The organism is Arsukibacterium sp. (genome assembly GCF_036735525.1).
Lineage (GTDB): Bacteria > Pseudomonadota > Gammaproteobacteria > Enterobacterales > Alteromonadaceae > Alishewanella.
In genome coordinates, this window is sequence record NZ_DAINOE010000014.1 from 6,606 (window position 1) to 27,544 (window position 20,939).

General features: G+C 50.6%; 17 protein-coding genes and 1 other RNA gene. 2 read left to right on the forward strand and 16 right to left on the reverse strand.

Translation table 11 applies throughout. The features are described 5' to 3' along the window. Nucleotides 1–55: 55 nt before the first annotated feature. From V7D78_RS04560 to mraZ, 12 genes are read right to left on the reverse strand one after another with little or no spacing between them, the layout of a single operon-like run. A complete protein-coding gene (locus tag V7D78_RS04560) occupies nucleotides 56–490 on the reverse strand; it encodes a hypothetical protein (protein WP_442886500.1) in 435 nt (144 codons plus the stop codon). After that, nucleotides 487–1,956 carry a UDP-N-acetylmuramate--L-alanine ligase gene (murC, locus tag V7D78_RS04565; protein WP_333607250.1) on the reverse strand — a complete coding sequence of 490 codons (1,470 nt, stop codon included), beginning with the start codon at nucleotides 1,954–1,956 and terminating at the stop codon, nucleotides 487–489. The genes V7D78_RS04560 and murC overlap by 4 nt, the downstream gene beginning before the upstream one ends. Continuing rightward, the gene (gene murG, locus V7D78_RS04570; protein WP_333607251.1) at nucleotides 1,953–3,050 is read right to left on the reverse strand and encodes an undecaprenyldiphospho-muramoylpentapeptide beta-N-acetylglucosaminyltransferase; all 1,098 of its coding nucleotides are present in this window, start codon (nucleotides 3,048–3,050) and stop codon (nucleotides 1,953–1,955) included. The genes murC and murG overlap by 4 nt, the downstream gene beginning before the upstream one ends. Further along, nucleotides 3,043–4,242, reverse strand: a complete 1,200-nt coding sequence (gene ftsW, locus V7D78_RS04575) for a cell division protein FtsW (protein ID WP_333607252.1) — start codon at nucleotides 4,240–4,242, stop codon at nucleotides 3,043–3,045. Before ftsW ends, murG begins: the two co-directional genes overlap by 8 nt. Then, nucleotides 4,239–5,564 (reverse strand): UDP-N-acetylmuramoyl-L-alanine--D-glutamate ligase, encoded by a 1,326-nt coding sequence (gene murD, locus V7D78_RS04580; RefSeq protein WP_333607253.1) that lies wholly within the window; start codon nucleotides 5,562–5,564, stop codon nucleotides 4,239–4,241. Before murD ends, ftsW begins: the two co-directional genes overlap by 4 nt. A 3-nt stretch (nucleotides 5,565–5,567) precedes the next feature. Continuing rightward, nucleotides 5,568–6,650, reverse strand: coding sequence for a phospho-N-acetylmuramoyl-pentapeptide-transferase (mraY, locus tag V7D78_RS04585; RefSeq protein ID WP_333607254.1), 1,083 nt, complete (start codon nucleotides 6,648–6,650; stop codon nucleotides 5,568–5,570). Continuing rightward, complete coding sequence (locus V7D78_RS04590; protein ID WP_333607255.1) at nucleotides 6,644–8,023, reverse strand: UDP-N-acetylmuramoyl-tripeptide--D-alanyl-D-alanine ligase; 1,380 nt, start codon at nucleotides 8,021–8,023, stop codon at nucleotides 6,644–6,646. The genes mraY and V7D78_RS04590 overlap by 7 nt, the downstream gene beginning before the upstream one ends. After that, nucleotides 8,020–9,477 carry a UDP-N-acetylmuramoyl-L-alanyl-D-glutamate--2,6-diaminopimelate ligase gene (locus tag V7D78_RS04595; RefSeq protein ID WP_333607256.1) on the reverse strand — a complete coding sequence of 486 codons (1,458 nt, stop codon included), beginning with the start codon at nucleotides 9,475–9,477 and terminating at the stop codon, nucleotides 8,020–8,022. The genes V7D78_RS04590 and V7D78_RS04595 overlap by 4 nt, the downstream gene beginning before the upstream one ends. Next, on the reverse strand, nucleotides 9,467–11,233 hold the full coding sequence (locus tag V7D78_RS04600; protein WP_333607257.1) for a penicillin-binding transpeptidase domain-containing protein: 1,767 nt from the start codon (nucleotides 11,231–11,233) through the stop codon (nucleotides 9,467–9,469). Before V7D78_RS04600 ends, V7D78_RS04595 begins: the two co-directional genes overlap by 11 nt. Beyond that, a complete protein-coding gene (gene ftsL / locus V7D78_RS04605) occupies nucleotides 11,230–11,538 on the reverse strand; it encodes a cell division protein FtsL (protein WP_333607258.1) in 309 nt (102 codons plus the stop codon). The genes V7D78_RS04600 and ftsL overlap by 4 nt, the downstream gene beginning before the upstream one ends. Next, nucleotides 11,535–12,509, reverse strand: coding sequence for a 16S rRNA (cytosine(1402)-N(4))-methyltransferase RsmH (gene rsmH, locus V7D78_RS04610; protein WP_333607259.1), 975 nt, complete (start codon nucleotides 12,507–12,509; stop codon nucleotides 11,535–11,537). Before rsmH ends, ftsL begins: the two co-directional genes overlap by 4 nt. After that, nucleotides 12,510–12,974 carry a division/cell wall cluster transcriptional repressor MraZ gene (gene mraZ, locus V7D78_RS04615; protein WP_333607289.1) on the reverse strand — a complete coding sequence of 155 codons (465 nt, stop codon included), beginning with the start codon at nucleotides 12,972–12,974 and terminating at the stop codon, nucleotides 12,510–12,512. 385 nt (nucleotides 12,975–13,359) lie between these two features. Between mraZ and V7D78_RS04620 the strand changes: the two genes are divergently transcribed. Further along, entirely contained in the window at nucleotides 13,360–14,205 is an 846-nt protein-coding gene (locus V7D78_RS04620) for a MurR/RpiR family transcriptional regulator (protein ID WP_333607260.1), read from the forward strand. On the opposite strand, the gene V7D78_RS04625 is transcribed toward V7D78_RS04620, so the two are convergent. Together V7D78_RS04625 and V7D78_RS04630 are read right to left on the reverse strand one after the other, a co-directional pair. Further along, nucleotides 14,202–15,296 (reverse strand): dipeptide epimerase, encoded by a 1,095-nt coding sequence (locus V7D78_RS04625; RefSeq protein WP_333607261.1) that lies wholly within the window; start codon nucleotides 15,294–15,296, stop codon nucleotides 14,202–14,204. The two genes, V7D78_RS04620 and V7D78_RS04625, sit on opposite strands and share 4 nt — an antisense overlap. A 72-nt stretch (nucleotides 15,297–15,368) precedes the next feature. After that, the gene (locus V7D78_RS04630; protein ID WP_333607262.1) at nucleotides 15,369–16,529 is read right to left on the reverse strand and encodes a DUF819 family protein; all 1,161 of its coding nucleotides are present in this window, start codon (nucleotides 16,527–16,529) and stop codon (nucleotides 15,369–15,371) included. A 199-nt stretch (nucleotides 16,530–16,728) separates the two neighbouring features. Here V7D78_RS04630 and V7D78_RS04635 point away from each other — a divergent pair, with 199 nt between their 5' ends. Further along, nucleotides 16,729–19,569, forward strand: a complete 2,841-nt coding sequence (locus V7D78_RS04635; RefSeq protein WP_333607263.1) for a TonB-dependent receptor domain-containing protein — start codon at nucleotides 16,729–16,731, stop codon at nucleotides 19,567–19,569. Nucleotides 19,570–19,637: 68 nt separating this feature from the next. Here the strand turns inward: V7D78_RS04635 and rnpB are convergent. Continuing rightward, an RNA gene (rnpB, locus tag V7D78_RS04640) (RNase P RNA component class A) lies at nucleotides 19,638–20,013 on the reverse strand. 18 nt (nucleotides 20,014–20,031) lie between these two features. Then, a complete protein-coding gene (gene rsmI / locus V7D78_RS04645) occupies nucleotides 20,032–20,886 on the reverse strand; it encodes a 16S rRNA (cytidine(1402)-2'-O)-methyltransferase (RefSeq protein ID WP_333607264.1) in 855 nt (284 codons plus the stop codon). Between the last annotated feature and the right edge of the window lie 53 nt (nucleotides 20,887–20,939).

Consider the following 20,939-nt stretch of genomic DNA (forward strand, 5'->3'; position numbering starts at 1 on the left):
CCGCGAGAAAAATGATCTTGGTTTTTGCTTCTGACTTTGCTTTTCCCTGAACCCTTCAGTCGTCGTCCTCGACGACTGGCTTCACCATCACCTTGCCACCCAGCTGTTGTAACAGGGTCTGATAATCTGTGGTATTAGCATCGACGACCGCAAAGTCGGCGGTTGGCAGCCCCTGAGCCTGAAATAACCATTTGCAACGTATTTTATCCATGGCCAGTGCTGAGCCCAGCACCCCACTGCCGGTATAGGGCAGACCTAATTGTTGTAAGGCTCCTTGCATGCTGCCATCTTCACCACCGCGGCCATGCAGCACGATAAATACCCTGTCAGCCTGTAATTTAGTCAATGGCGTTTGTTGCGGGTCAAAAGCAAAGGCTGCCACACCGGCATCCTGCAATGCTTTAAGCACCGCCGCACCCGAACGCAATGACACTTCTCGCTCAGCGGAGTGGCCACCAAACATCACTGCTACCTGACCAAAGGGTTTCATAATGCAGCTCCCGTGCTGTTTTTTGCCTGGCTGGCCTTTAATAGAGAGATGTCCAAAGACATAGCCGCCAGCTGTTTTACCAGACTACCGATATTCCCGGCGCCCTGAGTCAAGACCACATCGCCATCTTGTAACACATCCGCCAGGCAACCCGCCAGCTCAGCAGGTTGCGCCACATAAATCGGCTCTAACTGACCACGCGCACGAATTGAGCGGCACAGGTTACGGCTATCCGCACCGGCAATAGGCGCTTCCCCTGCGGCGTAGACTTCAAGTAATAACAGTACATCGACGTCAGACAGTACCCGGGTAAAATCATCATACAGATCACGGGTACGACTAAAGCGGTGCGGCTGATAAGCCATCACCAGGCGCCGGCCAGGCCAGGCACTGCGAACAGCGGCAATGGTTGCCGCCACTTCTGTCGGGTGATGGCCATAATCATCCAGTAAAATCGCTTTACCCCGACCCGTATCAAATTCGCCATACTGCTGAAACCGCCGGCCAATACCGGCAAAATTACGCAGTGCCGTTAAAATAGCCTGCTCATTAATACCTTCATCCACGGCTAAGGCAAAAGCCGCCGTAGCATTGAGCGCATTATGTTTACCAGGTAAATTCAGCACAATTTCACGCTGGTTGCCGTTAGGATCTGTAATGACAAACTGGCTTTGCGTACCGGTTTGGCAGAAATCGCTAATGCGATAATCAGCATCGCTGGCAAAGCCATAAGTCAGCACAGTACGGCCAATAGCCGGAATTAATTCGCGTAACACTGCATCATCCAGACAGACCACGGCCATGCCATAAAATGGCAGGTTATGGCAAAACTCAAGATAGGTGGCTTTGAGTTTTTCAAAATCTCCCTGATAAGTGTCCATATGATCGGCTTCGATATTAGTAATAACCGTTGCCATTGGTTGTAAATGCAAAAAAGATGCATCACTTTCATCTGCTTCTGCAATTAAATAACGGCCTGCACCCAGCCGGGCATTTGAACCGGCTGAATTTAATAAGCCCCCGATGACAAAAGTGGGATCGGTACCGGCCTCAGCAAAAATAGAGGCTAATAAACTGGTGGTCGTGGTTTTACCATGGGTACCGGCTATAGCGATGCCATGGCGAAAACGCATTAATTCACCGAGCATTTCGGCACGGCGCACCACTGGCACCCGTTGTTGCACAGCGGCCTGTACTTCAGGGTTATCCGCTTTAATGGCACTGGATACCACCACCACACTGGCCTTTTCTATGTTATCTGCCTTATGACCAAAGCTGACAAGAGCGCCTAATGACACCAAGCGGTCAATCACCAGATTAGGTGCTATGTCTGAGCCGGTAACCTGATAACCTTCATTTAGCAATACCTCAGCAATACCACCCATGCCAGCACCACCTATGCCGACAAAATGAATGGACTCAACCCGGCGCATCGCCAGTTTCTTTTGTTGTGGTGTGGTAATCATACTGCTAATCCTGTTACTTGCCGGCACACTGCCGCCACCTGTTCACTGGCATCATCCAGCGCCAGACTGCGAGCAGCTGCCGCCATTTGTATTAATTCCTTGCGATCATCCAGCCAGACGCTGAACATCGGCACTATACCCGGGTAAGTTAATGCCGATTGCGGCACTAAACGTGCAGCGCCCTTGCTAACTAACCAATTGGCATTGGCGGTCTGGTGATCATCTATTGCACCCGGCAGAGGTACAAACACCGCCGCCACGCCAGCACTGGCCACTTCACTTACCGTCAGCGCACCTGCGCGGCAAATCACCACGTCTGCCCAGCAATAGGCCGCCGCCATATCCTCAATAAAGGCACTCACTTCATACTCGTTATCTGCTGGCAGGCAATCGCGATAACTTTGTTGCACTTGTTGCAGCATGGCTGCGCCGGTCTGATGACGTATCGCCACCGCTTTATTTTCCGCTAACCTGGCAAATTGCGCCGGTAATTGTTCATTTAATGCCTTAGCGCCCAGGCTACCGCCTAACACTAAAATCTTCAGCGGCACTTGTTCCTGATGCATTGCCAGCGCTTGAGCTCTGCAGTTTATCAACTCTGCGCGCACCGGGTTACCCACCAATTGTTGTTTTTTAGCACCGCTAAAAGCCTGAGGAAATGCCACCAACACTTTTGTTGCCAGGCGGGCTAACAAACGGTTAGTGCTGCCAGCCACTGCATTTTGCTCGTGGATCACCAGAGGCGTGCCCGCGCACCAGGCAGCCAAACCACCAGGGCCGCTGGCATAACCCCCAAAACCCAATACCAGTTGCGGTTGTAAGCTGCGAATAATATTCCGTGCCTGCCAACAGGCTTTCGCCAGCATAAAGGGCGCACTCAGCACACTGCGCCAGCTTTTGCCACGCAGGCCACGTACCTCTATGCTGTAAAATGGCCAACCGAATTTCGGCACCAGTTGTGCTTCCATTCTATCTGCAGTGCCCAGCCAGCTAACCTGCCAGCCCGCTGCATCTAAAGTACTGGCTACTGCTTGCGCCGGGAAAATATGGCCTCCGGTGCCACCAGCCATAATTAGCACATGGGGTTTAGTCATGCCCCCCCCCACTGACTGCCTGCTTACCACTTAATCGCACTTCAAAATCTATTCTGAGCAACAAGGCCGCCGCCATCAGCATAATAATCAAGCTACTGCCGCCATAGCTGACAAAGGGCAAAGTCAAACCTTTAGTGGGCAGTAGACCTGTGGCCACACCAATATTCACCGCAGTTTGAAAGCCCAGCCAAATGGCCAGCGCATAGGCCAGAAACCCATGAAAGCTCAAGCCCTTTTGCAATGCCTTGCTGCCAATTAATAATGCACGGCAGACCAGAAAAAACAGCAGCGCTAAAATAATCGCTACACCTACAAAGCCCACTTCTTCAGCAATAATGGCAAAAATAAAATCGGTGTGGGCTTCTGGCAGATATTCCAGTTTTTGAATGCTATTACCCAGCCCCTGACCAAACCAGCTACCCCGGCCAAAGGCCATTAATGACTGCGTTAGCTGGTAACCACTGCCAAACGGATCTGCCCAGGGATCTAAAAAGGCCGTGACCCGCCGCCAGCGATATTCACTGTACACAATCAACACGCCAATAAAGGCCATACCGGTAAACATCAGCATAAAAAACTGCCACAGCTTGGCACCGGCTAAAAACAACACCACTACTGTGGTAGCAAACATGACAATAACAGTGCCTAAATCCGGCTGCATCAGCAACAACACAGCCAGTGCAAACAGCAACAGCAGGGGTTTGACAAAGCCTTTAAAATTATCCAGTACCTGCTCGTGCCGTCGCACCAGATAGCTGGCCAGATAGACAAAGAAAAATAATTTAGCCGGCTCTGCTGCCTGCAGATTAATAGGCCCCAGCGGGATCCAGCGGGTACTGCCATTAATATTGCGGCCAAACACTAACACGGCAACTAGCAAGGCCAAGGCTAACAATAGCAACATCATATTATTGTTGTGCCACCAGCTCACCGGCAATTGCAGCACTACTATGGCGGCAATCAACCCCAACATTAAATACACCAGATGCCGAAAGGCAAAGTGCATCGGATTACCATAAAGCCGCTCTGCTATTGGTACAGAAGCGCTGGTAACCATCACCAAACCAACTGCTAAAATCAGTAATAGTAAAGTCAAAAATAGACGGTCATAGGCTTGGTTTTGCGCCTGCTGCTGCCACTGTTGCCATTGCTGTCCGGGAGCCTGCCACAGGCTAAGCGCTAGTTGCTTCATCGCAGCTCCTGTAGCACAGCAGCAGCAAAACGCTCACCGCGATCAGCATAACTTTTAAACATATCCAGACTGGCACAAGCGGGTGATAGCAACACCATGTCACCGGCGCGCACTAAGCGCGCCGCTGTTCTGACGGCAGTCGTTAAATCTTTTACCTGAATGCTGTTTGGTTTTAATGCGGCAATGGCCGGGCCATCTTGCCCCAGGGTAATCAGCTGCGTCACTTGCTGTTGAATCACATCCTGCAGCAGAGTGACATCAGCCCCTTTGGCGTCGCCTCCGGCAATCAGTATCAGTTCGCCCTTGACTGTTGGCTTTAAGCCGGCAATAGCCGCCAGAGTAGCGCCAATATTGGTCGCTTTAGAGTCATTAATCCAGCGCACACCTCTGTGCTCCGCCACTAACTGACACCGATGGGGTAAACCATTAAAGGATTGCAAGGTTTGTACTATGGCATGGCGACTGGCGCCCGCTTCTATAGCTAACAACGCTGAAGCCAGTGCATTAAATTGGTTATGCACTCCGCTTAAACTCATGCTGCTGGTGGCCAGCAACGGCTCACCATCTAACCATAACCAGTCTTCACCCTGATAGGGGGCAACACCGCAATCTGCCGCTGCTAAATCAATGCCTTTTGCCAGTTGGCCAGCCCTTGGGTAGGTCAGCGCATCGGCAGCATTATAAATCGCCAGGCCAGTATTGGTATAAATGCGCTGCTTGGACGCCGCATAGGCATCCAAATCTGCATAACGGTCTAAATGATCAGGGCTGATATTTAAGATACAACTGGCCAGGCTGGGTACCTGATCAACTGTATCTAACTGAAAGCTTGATAACTCCAGCACATACACTTCGGTATTGGTTTGCTGCAACGCATCCAGTACCGGCAAACCAATATTACCCGCGGCCAGCGCATGCACACCTGATTGCTGCAGCATTGCCGTGACCAGCATAGTCACAGTCGATTTACCGTTAGAGCCGGTTATCGCCAGCACAGGTTTACTGTTGGCCTCTACAAACAACGCCACATCCCCGACCACTTTAGCGCCTTGCGCCCTGGCAAAGCGAATTGCCGGGTGTTTTGGTGACAACCCTGGACTTAAGATAATCAAATCCATCTGCGCCAGTCGGTTGGCATCGAGTTCCCCCAGGTAAAGCCCATCAATTTTATCAAGCGCAATCTGTTCAAGATTGGCCGGCTTACTGCGGGTATCCATCAGTACCGGTTTAATGCCCTGCGCCAGCAAATAGCGCACAGTGGCAAGACCTGACAGGCCTAACCCCACTACTGCTATCCTTTTTGCTGACAATAAGCTGTTCATCTGCTATCTCAGTTTCAGGGTGGCTAAACCCACCAGTACAAAAATTATCGATAAGATCCAGAAGCGCACTATTACCCGCGGCTCTGGCCAGCCTTTTAACTCGTAGTGATGATGAATCGGTGCCATGCGAAAAATGCGCTGGCCACGTAATTTGTATGAACCTACCTGTAAAATAACCGACAGGGTTTCCATCACAAAAATACCGCCCATAATAAACAACACGATTTCCTGACGGACTAAAATGGCAATCACCCCCAGCACCGCGCCGAGTGCCAATGAGCCGACGTCGCCCATAAACACTTGCGCCGGGTAGGTGTTAAACCATAGGAAGCCCAGGCCGGCCCCGACCAGTGCAGCACAGAGCACCACCAACTCACTGGCATAGGGTAAAAATGGAATATTCAGATATCCGGCAAAAATGACATTACCGCTGGCATAAGCAATGATGGCAAAGGCGGCTGCCACCATAATAGTGGGTACTATCGCCAAGCCGTCCAGACCATCGGTCAGGTTCACCGCATTGCTGGTACCGACAATGACAAAGTAACCTAAAGCAATAAACATCAAGCCTAACTGTGGTGCCACATCTTTAAAGAAGGGCAATAACAGCGCCGTTTCTGCCGGGCGCTCAGCGGTGACAAACAAAAACACTGCCGTAACGATGGCGAACACTGATTGCCAGAAGTATTTCCAGCGGGCAATTAATCCCTTTGAATCTTTACGGATTACTTTACGGTAATCATCCACAAAACCTATGGCACCAAAACTCACGAGCACAAACAACACTACCCAGACATATTTATTGGTCAGGTTTGCCCAAAGCAAAGTACTTACCAGTACTGAACCCAAAATCAGCAAGCCGCCCATCGTCGGAGTGCCTTTTTTAGAGAAATGACTTTCCGGGCCATCTCCGCGCACTACCTGGCCAATCTGCATCCGTTGCAAAGCAGCGATAAGTTTTGGCCCCAGATACAGGCTTAACAATAACGAGGTTAAAATGCCCAAAATAGCCCTGAACGTCAGGTAACTGAACACATTAAAAAAACTCACATACTGGGTCAGATACTCTGCCAACCACACTAGCATGGGGTAGTCTCCTGCTGACAACTTGCAAGCAAATCTGCTACCACCAGTTCCATGTTCGCGCTACGCGAACCTTTCACCAGGATAGTCACCGCTTGCTGCTTGGCTGATATTAATGGCATCAGACGCTCTAACATGGCCTGACGCGAGCTGAAATGCGCCCCTTCACCATTGAACAGGTCGCTTGCGCTCTGTGATAACACACCCAGCGTGAATAGCAGATTAATCCCACTGTTTTTGGCGTATAAACCTATTTCTTCGTGATACAAACGGGCTTCAGCTCCCAATTCTGCCATATCGCCTAACAGTAACACCCTGAAGCCTTCATAGCTGGCCAATAAATCAATCGCAGCTTTCACTGATTCCACATTGGCGTTATAGGTATCGTCAATAAGCTGCAGTTGCGGCCCCAGTTGCAATAAATTAGTGCGGCCTTTGACTGGCTGCATCTGCAATAAACCTTGTTGAATATCTTCGATGCTGGCACCCACTGTCAGGCAAGCTGCAGCCGCTGCCACCGCATTCGCCACATTGTGACGGCCTGGCAAACTTAACTGCAGCGGATAGCTTTGCTGCTGGTAATGCAACATAAAGCGCGCGCAGCCATTGCTCATCAGGGTAATTTGCTGTGCCTGCACATCAGCAGGCTGCTGCACACTAAAGGTGACCAAACGCTTAGTGTTAACCCGTTGCAGCCAGTAATCACTGAACTCACTGTCCAGCGATACTATGGCTACACCTTCATCCGACAAACCCGAATAAATTTCAGCTTTGGCCCGGGCCACCCCAAACAAATCGCCAAATCCCTCCAAATGCGAGGCAGCCGCATTGGTAATTAACGCTACGTCTGGTTTGACTAAAGACGTGGTATAGGCAATCTCGCCAGCATGATTGGCGCCAAGCTCCATCACTGCGTACTGATGCTCTGGCTGCAGTCGCAGCAAAGTGAGGGGCACACCAATATCGTTATTAAAATTGCCTTTGGTCGCCAGCACAGCGCCGCGGCGGCTTAAAATCGCTGCCATCATTTCTTTTACCGTGGTTTTACCGGCGCTGCCGGTTACCGCCAGGGTGGTTGGCGCGAGTCGCGCTTTTAATGCCGCGGCTAACTGACCTAAGGCGATGCGGGTATCACTGACCACTATATGAGGTATGTCTTGTGACAAAGGCCGGTGGCAAATTACCGCTACCGCACCTTTGGCTATTACCTGATCAATAAAGCCTTCACCATCAAAATTGGGGCCGCGTAAAGCGATAAACAGGGCGCCGGGGCCAATGGTCCGGCTATCGGTGCTGACACTGTCAATCTGGCAGTCATCACCAATCAGAGGCGCTTGTAGTATTGCTGCGATGTCTCGACATTTCATTGTTATCATGCCAGTAACTCCGACATTAATTGCCGCACAAAAGCCCGTTCATCATAGGGATGATGTACGCCGGCAAAAATCTGAACTTTTTCATGGCCTTTACCGGCCAGCAGGATCACATCACCTGGCTGAGCACTGGCAATGGCTAGCTTTATCGCCAGTTTCCGATCTGGCTCCAGCTGATAAGCTGCATCACTGTGCATGCCGTCTGCAATGTCCTGACAAATTCGCAGTGGGTCTTCGCTACGTGGGTTATCCGAAGTAATAATCACGTGATCGGCACCTTGCTGGGCGATTTTCCCCATCAGCGGCCTTTTGCCTCTATCGCGATCGCCGCCGCAGCCAAAAACACACCATAAACGGCCACGACAGTGCAGGCGCAATGCCGCTAAAGCTTGCTCTAACGCATCAGGCGTATGAGCATAATCCACCACTACGGTACTGCCACTGGCAAAATGAAATTGCTCCATGCGACCGGGTACTGGCTGTAACTTACTGGCCGCCTGTAATAAACTACTTAAATCATACCCCAGCGCCAGCAAGCCACTGATCGCAGCCAACGCATTTTGCACATTAAACTCACCGAGCAAAGGTAGCTGCAGTTGATGTTCACCTGCATGACTCGTGAGTAAGCAGTCAAACCCCTGCGTAGTAGCGTTGAGCTGCTGATAGGCCAGATAGCGGTTAAAACCATGGCAATCGGCCGCTTTACCATAAACCCACACCGGGACATCTTGAGTAGCCGCTAAGGCCCGGCCTTGCGCATCAGACACATTTAACACAGCGGTAGAACACAGCTCAGGTTTAAACAATAAACTTTTCGCCCCGGCATATTCCTGCATACTGCCATGGTAATCGAGGTGATCGCGGCTTAAATTGGTAAAAATGGCTACCTGAAAATGCAAACCGGCCAGCCGATGCTGCACCAGTGCATGCGAAGATACTTCCATCGCCACCAGTTGCACTTGCTGCTGCAATTGCTCCGACAGAATGCGTTGGATATCAATATAATGCGGCGTAGTATTGGCCAACTCTGTCAGCGACAGCCAACGACCATAGCCCAGAGTACCGATGACGGCCGAAGGTAAAGCCAACTGCTCAGCCAGCTGATTAATAAAAAAGGTGGTAGAGGATTTCCCGTTAGTGCCGGTCACCCCCAGCAGTTGCATCTGCTGTGCTGGTTGCTGGTAAAAGCGCGCCGCCAGTTGCGGTAATTGCTGCTGCAGTTCCGGCAACAACAATACCCTTTCATGCACTAAGCCGGGCTCGCTGCATAACACCAGCGCTGCCCCCTGCATTAATGCCTGCTCTATATAGCGGTGACCATCTGTCTGGGTTCCCGGCAAAGCCACGAACACATCACCCGCGCGTACCTTGCGGCTGTCCAGCTGTAACTCAGCCAACTGCAGCTCGGCTACATTGGGGTATACCTCTGCTAACCATTGTTTACTGTTAACCGGCATGGGCACCTCCCGATACGGCAGTAATTACAGGTCTGCTACCAGCATCAGGTGGCAGGTTTAATAACTGCATAGCCGCGCCCATGATGCTGGCAAACACCGGCGCCGCAATTTCGCCGCCATGATAAAAATCACCAGCTGGCTCATTTATCACCACTACAGTGGCCAGTCGCGGATTGGATACCGGCCCAACACCGGCAAAGGAAGCTATATAGTCATCGCCATAACCGCCGGCCACCGCCTTTCGCGCCGTACCTGTTTTTCCACCTACCCGGTAACCAGGCACCTGTGCCCGCGTCGCCGTGCCACCAGGACCAATATTGGCTTCCATCATTTCTAACATGGCCTGAGCATGTTTCTTTGCCAGTACGGGTTCTGCCGCAAATGGCTCATCACTTTTTAAAATGGTTAAAGGCCTGTTATAGCCACCATTGCCCAGCATGCTGTAAGCTCGGGCGAGTTGCACTGCAGTAACGGATAAACCATAACCGTAAGAAAAAGTGGCTCTTTCAAAGTCAGACCAACGACGGCGGTGACTAAACAGGCCGCTGCTTTCGCCTTGCAGCCCAAGGCCGGTATCTTCGCCCAGACCTAGATTGCCGTATAACGACAGTACATGCTCATGTGGCATATCCAACACCAGCTTAGCGACACCCATGTTGCTGGATTTTTGGATAATGCCGGTTAAATCAAGCTGTCTGTAATTGACCGGATCACGCACCCAGCTCCCGCCAATACGCATGGTGCCTGGGTGAGTATCGACTACGGTATCCAGTTTGGCACTACCAAATTCCAGCGCACTTAATACCGCCAGTGGCTTCATAGTAGAGCCTGGCTCAAAGGTATCGGTAATGGCGCGGTTACGAAACCGGTGCGCTGGGGTATTACGTCTGTTGTTAGGGTTAAAAGAGGGGCTATTGACCATGGCCAGCACTTCGCCGGTATGCACATCAACGACTACAGCTGAACCAGAAGTTGCACCATGTGACAACACTGCTTTTTTCAATTCACGGTAAGCAACCGACTGAATACGTTGGTCAATGCTCAGTTGCAAATTGGCCGGCGGCTGACTTTGCTCTCGCTCCAGCACTTCAATTTCACGGCCTTTGGCGTCTTTGCGAAACACTTTACGGCCATCGGTACCGGTTAAAATGGCATCAAAGCGTTTTTCAATGCCTTCAACGCCTTCATCATCCACATTAGTAAAACCGACCAATTGCGCCGTCACTTCGCCCGCCGGATAAAAGCGCCGGGATTCTTCCCGGAAAAAGATACCAGGTACCTGCAGTTTTTTAACGTAATCAACCACAGCCGGATTAACCTGACGCTGCAAGTACACAAAACGCCGCTGTGGATTATCACCTATGCGGCTGAGTAATTGTGCCGGGGTCATTTGCAGAATGTCAGCCAGCGCATGCCAGCGTCGCTCATCTGCAGGGGCATTTCGCTCTAACACCACTTTAGGATCGGCCCAGATAGCTTCCACCGGCACACTGACCGCTAGCGCTTCACCATGGCGATCGACAATAGTGCCACGTAACACTTTATCTGAGTGCACCCGCAAACTGCGCATATCCCCTTGGGAAACCAGCATATCCGGCTCGATCACCTGCAACCAGGCGGCACGGCTTAACAGCGTGATAAAAACGGCCGAGATGCTCAGCAACACAAAAGCAAAACGCCAGCTCAATACTGACGGGTACTGTCTGGCTTTGGCTTGCGCTTTGCGCCCATTGCGGTTACTGGGATTGCGGTTCATGGTAAGGTCACCATAATTTCACGCTCACCCTGCGGGCGCTGCATTTGTAAACGGCGGCGGGCAATGTCTTCTACCCGGCTATGCTCTGCTAAGGCGCGCTGCTCGAGCATCAGATTACGCCATTCATTGTCTAATTGATCGCGCCGTTGATACTCCGCATCCTGAGCAATCGTGAGCTGCCGGTTCAGATGAGCCAGATGCACCACAGCTAAGGCCGACAGCAAACAGGCAACAATCAGCAACAACAACCCTTTTTGGCCACGCCAGTCTTGGGCGATAAGGCGGGCAAGCTGAATTTGGCTCATGCTGGCTGCTCCGCGCTATCTTGCTTCGCTGCACTACCCTGTTTTTCTGCTATGCGCAAAACCGCACTACGCGCGCGCGGGTTAGCCATTAACTCGGCGTCAGACGGCATAATGGCCTTGCCCACTAACTTAAGCGGGATATGCTGCTTTAACTGTGCTTCGGTCAGTGGCATGCCTCTGGGCACCGGCGCTGCTTTGGAATAACGGCGCATAAACTGTTTTACCAGCCGATCTTCGAGTGAGTGAAAGCTTATGACCACCAGGCGCCCGCCAGGCTTAAGTACCGCCAGTGCACCTTCTAATGCCAACTTAACCTGCTCCAGCTCACTGTTAATATAAATACGGATAGCCTGAAAGCTGCGCGTTGCCGGATGTTTTTTCTCTTTGGCGCTTTTGGGCACTACTGAGCTTATCAGCGCGGCTAACTCACTGGTGCGTTGTAATGCATGCTCAGCTCTATGGTTAACAATGGCATTAGCGATACGCCAGGCCATTTTTTCTTCGCCGTATTCACGCAATACAAAGCTGATATCTTCAACGTCAGCACTGGCTAACCAACTGGCGGCAGACTGGCCGCTACTGGGGTCCATCCGCATATCTAAAGGGCCATCGCGCATAAAGCTAAAACCACGGTCTGCATCATCCAGTTGTGGTGACGACACACCCAGATCAAGCAAAATACCATCGAGTTTACCAAACACAGCATGCTGTTCGGCGATAGTTGCCAGGGCGGCAAAGGGGCTGTGGGTGATGTGAAAACGCGCATCTGCCTGCAGTGGGGTTGCAGCGGCAATGGCGGCAGGGTCGCGATCTATAGCAAATAAACGACCGTGCGGGCCCAGCTGCTTTAATATAGCTGTGCTGTGCCCACCGCGGCCGAAGGTCGCATCCAGATAGTGGCCATCTGCCTTAATGGCCAGGCCGTCCAGCGCTTCCTGCAGCAGGACAGAGATATGTGCGCTGCTGTTCATTTACAGTATAAATCCCTGTAGTCGCTCTGATAATTCACCTTCGCCAGCTTGAGCTTGCTCTAACTCAATATCAGCGCTTAAGCGCTGCTGCCAGCTGGTTTCATCCCAGATTTCGAATTTGTTGAGTTGTCCCACCAAACGGATACTCTTCGCCAGACCTGCATGCTGGCGCAAATGCGCTGGCAGTAAAATGCGGCCGCTTTTATCCATATCGCAGTCGGTGGCGTTACCCAGCAGCAGCCTTTGTAAACGGCGCTCTTGTGGGTTTAAGCTGGACAGAGCCTTTAGTTTTTCTTCTATTTCTTCCCACTCTGTCAGCGGGTACAATAATAAACAGGGGTCATGCAAATCGATGGTGCAAATCATCTGGCCCTGAACGTCAGACAATAAGCTATCGCGGTAACGCGCTGGTAGCGCTAACCGTCCCTTATCATCCAAATTCAGTGTAAATGATCCACGAAACATCTGATGTTTGCCCGTATCCTTAATTAATGGCAGCGGTAAGCGAATTTCACCGTCGTCCACGGTGCTGAAAGGTGGCTTGAGCACGCCAAAACTTCCAGAATGATCCACAATTACCCACTAATCCCCACAATGATACAGTTTAGGGCGTGGCTTTAGCTTGTGTCAAGGTAAAAACAGGCTTGCTAATCGAATAAGATCCACTGAAAAAGCGGCTTAGCGCGAAGTAGATGATTTTGGTCAGAAAAATTTAAATTGCGCTAAAAATAACCAGAAAAAAGGCGGAAAGCCGGCGGCTGACTTGCTATTAAGGAATAAATTATTCAAACTGGTTAATACTTATTGATAACAAATTCGTCTTCCCGCCCTTAACGCAGGACTTATCCTTATGCTTAGCCTGTTAAAGATCCGCGGCATGTTGGAGCACATGTCGGTAATAGAGCGTAAACTTGCGGAATTTATTCTGGAGAACTCGCATCTGCTGCGCGATTACTCGTCACAGCAGCTAGCCGACGCGGTAGGTACCAGCCAATCCAGTGTGGTGAAGTTTTGCCAGAAACTCGGCTATAAAGGCTACCCCGATTTAAAACTGGCCATTAATGAAGCGGTAGTGGCGGCCAGCACGCTGAATTGGGATCAACCTGAAAAGCCGGGCTGTGATGATGGCTTAAACGGTTTGGTGGAGCAGTTGCAATTTTCACTGCAGCAAAACTTACGAAACTTACTGAACATTAATACCGAAGCCAAGCTACAACAGGCCGCTAAGCTGCTGCAGCAAGCTGATACCGTATTACTGGCCGGTTATGGTCACTCAGCCATAGTGGCTGCGGATATGCAATGCCGCTTGCTGCAATTAGGTAAGCTGGCGCTATACCATGCTGATCCGGCTTTATCGCTGCAACTGGCCCGTACACTGGCGCCAGGCAGTGTGATATTGCTAGTGTCAGATTCGGGACAAAACAATGATGTGTTAAAACTGGAGCAATATGGTCAGCAGCGCCAGCTGAAGATTATCTCCCTGACCCGCTATAAAACCAATGCGCAAAGTCTGGCGGCCGATGTCACCTTATTTACGTTAAGTGGTGAAGAAGATCTTCGGATGCAGCCTATTATCACCCAACAGGCGCAGCAGCATCTGTGTCATATTTTATATCTGCAACTGTGTCAGTGGCGCAACAGCGACCTACCCCTGACAGAAACCCGGCAACTGCTGGATCTACTGGAAAAGCCCTAGCCCAGCATCTGTAAACCGTCAATGGCGGTAATACCCAAACCTGGTGCATCGCCAATGGTGATGTCAGATTCATTAAAGCTGACACTACTTTTTACCGGATCAAACGCACACAGCGAGGGACCATCTAAATCAATTTTTGTGACCACATCGGCTTTAGCTACCGCCACATGCACAGCAGCAGCCACACTAACACTGGCCTCCAACATGCAGCCAATCATACATTGCATATCGTAAAACGAACAAATATCAGCAATTTTAATGGCATTGGAAATACCGCCGGTTTTCATCAGCTTAATATTAATGATGTCAGCTGCGCGCATTTTAATCAGTTCTATCACCTCACGCGGGCCAAAACTGCTTTCATCAGCCATCACCGGCGTATGCACCCGCTCGGTAATATACTTTAGCCCCTCTAAATCGTAGGCTTTTACCGGTTGCTCTACTAACTCCAGTCGCACCCCTGCCGCTTCCAGTTTATGCAACGCATAAACGGCCTCTTTTGGCGTCCAACCCTGGTTAGCATCAAGCCGAATTAGCGCTTTGCCTGCTACGGCGGCATAGATAGCTTTTACCCGCTCTATATCCACGCCAATATCTTTGCCTACTTTGACCTTTAAGGTTTCAAAGCCTCTGTCGATCGCGCTGAGCGAGTCGGCGACCATTTTGTCGATATAATCGACACTGATGGTAATGTCAGTGGTAATTTTGGGCACACCGCCACCGAGCATTTTATAAAGCGGCGCTTGATACAGCTGGGCAAATAAATCGTAGACCGCCATCTCTACTGCCGCCTTCGCACTGTAGTTTTTCATAATAGCGCCCTGAATCAGGCGGGTAATATGATTTAAATCAGCAATCTGCTGGCCAATTAGCTTGGGCTTAAGTACATCTTTAATGGCTGCAATAATAGAGCCATTGATATCACCGGTAATCACAGCCGTGGCGGGTGCCTCACCATAGCCGCGGTGACCACTATCAGTTTCAATAATGACAATAATGTCTTCAATTTGTTGCACGGTACGCAGTGCCGTTTTAAAGGGTGTTTTCAGCGGCACCCGCAACATGCCCAACCGGATATCTGTAATTTTCATAGCATCCTCGAATCGCGTCACGATTAAATGGCATTAAGCAACTGCCAGCAGTTGCCGTGAAAACAACTTAAGTTACACTAATAAAGACAATATTTTACCGACCAACAATCCACCGGCGGTACCCACGATATACCCCAGCATCGCCATTAACACGCCCACCGGAATTAACGCCCGTGAATAGGCCGCCGCCAGTATAGGTGCCGATGCCACACCGCCAATATTGGCCAGCGATGCAACACCACAGGTAAATAAATCCAGCTTAAACAAACGCGCCAACAGCACCATCACGGCGCCATGCACCAACAACACTATAAGCCCGGCCAGCACATAAAGCGGCGCTTTAGCCATCTCGGCAAAGTCAGCCCGCGAGGCAATAAGTGCAATAATCAGGTACAACATTAACTGCGACAGCTCTACTGAGCCCCCTAAACGGCCCAGCCGGGTCATGGCAGCCACTACCCCAGCTACCGTCACCAGTAAAATACTCCAGGTGGTAGCACTGAAAAATGCCGACTGCGGCAACCACTGCGCCAGTGCCTGACTACCACTGCTGACCACTAAACTGAGCGCCAGCAACACCAGCAGACCGGTGTGATGCAGTGGGCTTTGTTGTTGCTGCTGTTGCTCAAGTTGTTCCCCCAGCTGCTGTAACTGGCTGCCATCAGCCCCCACCCAGCGATTAAAACGCCCGGCATGAGGCACCAAGGCCAGCAACAACATCACCCAAAGCGCATAATCAATGGAGTCCATCAACAAGGTATAGCCCATGCGGCTATCTGGAATAGCCAAAGCGGCCTGCACTGCCGCCATATTCGCGGTGCCGCCCATCCAGCTTCCGGCCAGCGCCGCAAAGGTTTTCCAGGCGTCATCGTCTAACACCGATTGCAACAACAAAAAACTGACCACAAAACCACAGATAATACTTAACACCGCCACCAAAAAGGCCCCCAACATGCGGGGCCCCAATTGCACGATACTGCGCAAATCGCTTTTTAGTAACATTAAAAAAATCATTGCCGGCAACAAGTTGTTGCGAACCACTCTGAAGGTGCTGTTGATTTCTGCTGTTTGTTGCCACAAACCAAAGGTGGAGCACAGCATCACCACAAAATACAGCAATACCACAGCGGGCAGCAGTCGGAACAAGCGCCACTGGCCATAGTGTTCAGCCGCTTTAATCAGCGCCGCAATGGCCAGTAGCACCGCAATAAAATTAAAGCCATCGCTTATCACATCAGCTCCGTTTTCGGGTCAAGGAAATTTATATTCCAGATATTATTAATTTTTAGCATAAATTATTTTCAAAACCAATAAATTTTTGCTATGTTAAATTCGTGCAGAAAGTGAACAGCTCTGTACAGCGCCGCCTCAGTAAGCAGCGCGTTGAGATCGATATAACAATAACAGGGTGTATTATCCAGGAGAGATTGCAATGAAGTTTAACAGGCTCATTCAGTCCATTGCCCTTGCCGGCTTGGGCTCGACCATCGCATTAGCGCAGGAAAACAACGCACCGCGTACCGATGAAGATCCACAGGTAGAGCGGATAAGAGTAACGGGTTCCAGTATTAAAAGAACCAGCATCGAAGGTGATTTACCCCTTACCGTATTTAGCCGTGCCGATATTGATGCCGCAGGCATTACCTCAGCTGAGCAGTTAATGATGCAACTCAATATTGCCGGTAACGCTTCGGACAACCTGGCCAGTAACGCCGGTATTGTTTCAGCAGAGCAGCGCGGCAATAACGGCGTATCAGGAGCCAACTTACGTGGTCAGGGCTCAGATGCCACCTTGGTATTACTGAATGGTCGCCGGGTCGCTACCCATGGTTTAAAAGGCCGGGCAGTCGATTTGAATTCTATTCCCTTTGCCGCGCTGGAGCGGGTGGAAGTGCTGCGGGATGGTGCTTCCGCGGTTTACGGTACCGATGCTATCGGTGGTGTTATTAACTTTATTACCAAGCGTGACTACAGCGGCGGTCAGGTATCGGCCTTTGCTGATGTCACCGAAGCCGGTGGTGCCAATATTTATCGTACCAATCTGTTATTTGGTACGGGTGATTTGAACAGCGATGGCTGGAATGTATTCGGTACTCTAAGTTATAAACGCAATACCGCGCTGCGCGGCGATCAGCGCGACTTTTCTTCGACATTTCAGCCAGAACGGGGTTTATCACCCGACACTCGTGGTACACCCTTCGCAACGGTTTTTCCCTCGGGTTTGGGGCCAAACCTGATTGGAACAGGTTTAACTGACCCTGTTACCGGTGGAAACATGAACGGCGGTATTAATATTCTTAACCTGCCTGGTGGTAATGGCTGTGCCAATGGTGGCGATAATATGGGCCCTTATGACTTCCGCTTATGGAATGTTGCAAGTGCCCGCTATTCTTGTGCATGGGATTATCCGGCCGCTCAAGCCATTCAACAACCACAAGAAAGCCTTGATTTTCTTGGCCGTGCGTCATTTAAATTAGCCGAGCAGCATGAGATGTACGTTGAGCTGGCGGCGTCTGAAGTCGATGTTAAAAAATCTTTTGAACATTATCAGATTTCACCCAGCAATACTTTTCGCCCTGCATCCTGGTATCCAAGTACCGGAGAAATGTACAACACCATATTCTTTGCCTTGCAAGATTACTTCGGGCCTGATCGTCTGAACTATGGTGAACCCATTGCCTATCGCTGGCGCTGTATTGAGTGTGGTTTCCGTGAAATTGAAACGAACACGTCGTCTTACCGCTTACTGGTATCTTTTGAAGGTATCATTAACGACTGGGATTACAACGTAGGCGTCTCCCGTGCACAAAACGAATCCGTATCTGAGTTGGGTGGTGGTTATTACTACACTGATGGTTTAGTGGCCGCTTTAGGTGGTGGCAATATCAACCCTTTTCTTGCTCCTGGTCGTGAACAATCAGCCCAGGGTAAAGCAGACTTACAAGCTGCCTCTGCCCGCGGCGTTAAGCTTTATGGCGGTCGCAGCCTAATGACGCAACTTGATGCATCGTTATCAGGTGAGCTGGGCTTTGAATTAAATGGCGGCGTTATTCAGGCGGCGGTCGGCGTCGATTTGCGCCGTGAAGAATTTGAATTTAATGGCGATACCCGCGATGCGCAGCGCGCAGTGTTTTTAGCGCCATTTGATAACGCTAACGCACTGGATAATGTAAAACGTGATATTAAAGCCATCTATTCTGAAGTCTATTTACCGGTGTTAGACAATCTTGATGTGACTCTGGCAGTGCGCCGCGATCAGTACAGCGGGTTTGGTGGCACTACCAATCCAAAAATCTCCTTTAAGTTTCAGCCCATAGACGGTTTATTATTCCGTGGCGCTTACAATACTGGTTTTAAAGTCCCCTCTTTTAATCAGCTGTTTAACGGCGAGCAAGATCTGGCGTATACCGGTCTGGACTTAGCCGATCCGGCTACGTGTCCGGGTGCTCAGGCAAATGAAAGTATCCCTGGTTGTGAACGGATACAGCCGACAGAGCGCTTTGGTGGTAAAGCAGACCTTAAGCCGGAAGAATCTACCCAGAAAAGTTTTGGGGTAGTGTGGGCTGGTATGGATAACTTTAATATCAGTCTGGATTGGTGGGAAGTAGAGCGCACCAGTACTATCCGCTCAGCCCCACGTAACGTGCTGATTGAGTACTATGATCTGTTCCAGGCGAACTGGATCCGCGATGCCAATGGCAATGTGGTGACCATAGACCGCCGTTTTATTAACTCAGGCGGTACCTTAACCCGCGGTATAGAACTGGATGCCAATTTACGCGGTAAATTGGCTGATGGCGACTGGCGGATAAACCTGAACGGCAGCTATATCGACACCTTTAAAACCAAGGGTGTAGAAGACTTACCTTACAGCGACAATCTGGTCGGTGACTATGTACGCTTCTTTAACTTACCTATTAAATGGAAACACACACTGAACTTCAGTTATACCAAAGGAGATTGGGCGCATTCATTCAGCCAGATCTACCGCCATGGTTATAAGGATGAGTTACCGGTCAGTGTGCGGCTAGGTACCTATGTGCCAGCTGAGTGGAACCCCAGAGTTGATAATTATATTACTTATAATTACAGCGCGACTTACAGCGGCCTTGAAAATATGAAATTCACGCTTGGCGTGAAGAATATTTTTGATCAGAACCCACCCTTTACCGCGCACCAAAACGACTTTGCTTCAGGTGCCGGCTGGGAAACCCGCATAGGTGATCCTCGCGGCCGCGCATTTAGCTTGTTGTTTGAATACAACTTTATGTAAGCGACAGCATTATTTTAAACGTGTGTCCTGGAAACATTGCCCGCCAATTGGCGGGCTTTTTTATTGATTAGGTGAGTTAGCCATTAAGCCGGGTTCTGTGCTCTGTTGCCAGAGTAGCAATCATTCCTCTAGGACTTAGGTCACCCTAAGCCTCAAGCAATCTACCCGCCCTCAACGCGGGCGCGCCATAGAGGGCCTATTTGATCTTGCTCCGGGTGGAGTTTACCGTGCCACGAACTGTTGCCAGTCGCGCGGTGCGCTCTTACCGCACCCTTTCACCCTTACCTGATCCTATTTTCCGAAGAAAACAGGCCATCGGCGGTTTGCTCTCTGTTGCACTGGTCGTAGGCTCGCGCCCCCCAGGCGTTACCTGGCACCCTGCCCTGTGGAGCCCGGACTTTCCTCCCCTTGCTTACGCAAGCAGCGATTGCCTTGGCCAACTCGGAGCGGATTATACCCTATTTAGTCTGAACCGCCAGCCCATTCTAGTGCCAGCTTATAAAGCGCATTTTTCTTTTCATTGTGAATTTGCGCTGCCAGGGCGGCCGCTTGTTTCAGCGGTAGCTCGGCCAATAAAATCTTTAAGGTTTGTTGCACCTGCTCGCTGATGTCACTGACGGCTCGCGCCGGCTCAGAGGCAATCATTAATACCATCTCGCCCTGACAGCGCTGCAAGTCTTCTGCCAGCCAGTGTTTAATTTGCGCTGGGGTTCCATGACAAAAAGCTTCAAAGGTTTTCGTCAGCTCTTTGGCCAGCACACATTCCCGCTGAGCACCCAGTACCAGCGCGACATCATCTAGGCAGGATTCAATGCGCCGCGCCGTTTCATAACAGACAATAGTACCGACATCTGCCGGTAACGCCGTCAATTGCGCCTGACGCTGGCTGCTTTTGGCGGCTAAAAAGCCAATAAACAAAAATTTATCGGTGGGCAGGCCTGCCGCGCAGAGCGTCGTTATTACGGCACAGGGGCCAGGAATGGGTACCACTTTTACCCCGGCTTCGCGGCATAAGCGTACCAGGTTATAGCCCGGATCACTGATCAGCGGCGTGCCGGCATCAGATACCAACGCCAGGCTGTCACCGGCCTGACAGCGGGCAATAATGCTGGCTGCCCGCTGTTTTTCATTATGATCATGCAGGGCCAGCGTGCGGGTTTGCACCCCCAGGTGCGCCAACAATTTACCGGTATGACGGGTATCTTCAGCTGCGATACAGTTTACCTGTTTTAAGGTAGCCACAGCCCGCTCACTGATATCGGCTAAATTACCGATCGGAGTGGCGACAACATATAAGGTTCCGCTTTCTGTAGTCATATTTCGCTATTTCATTGAGCTTAGCGGGCTGTCTGAGTAAGATAGCCCTATTG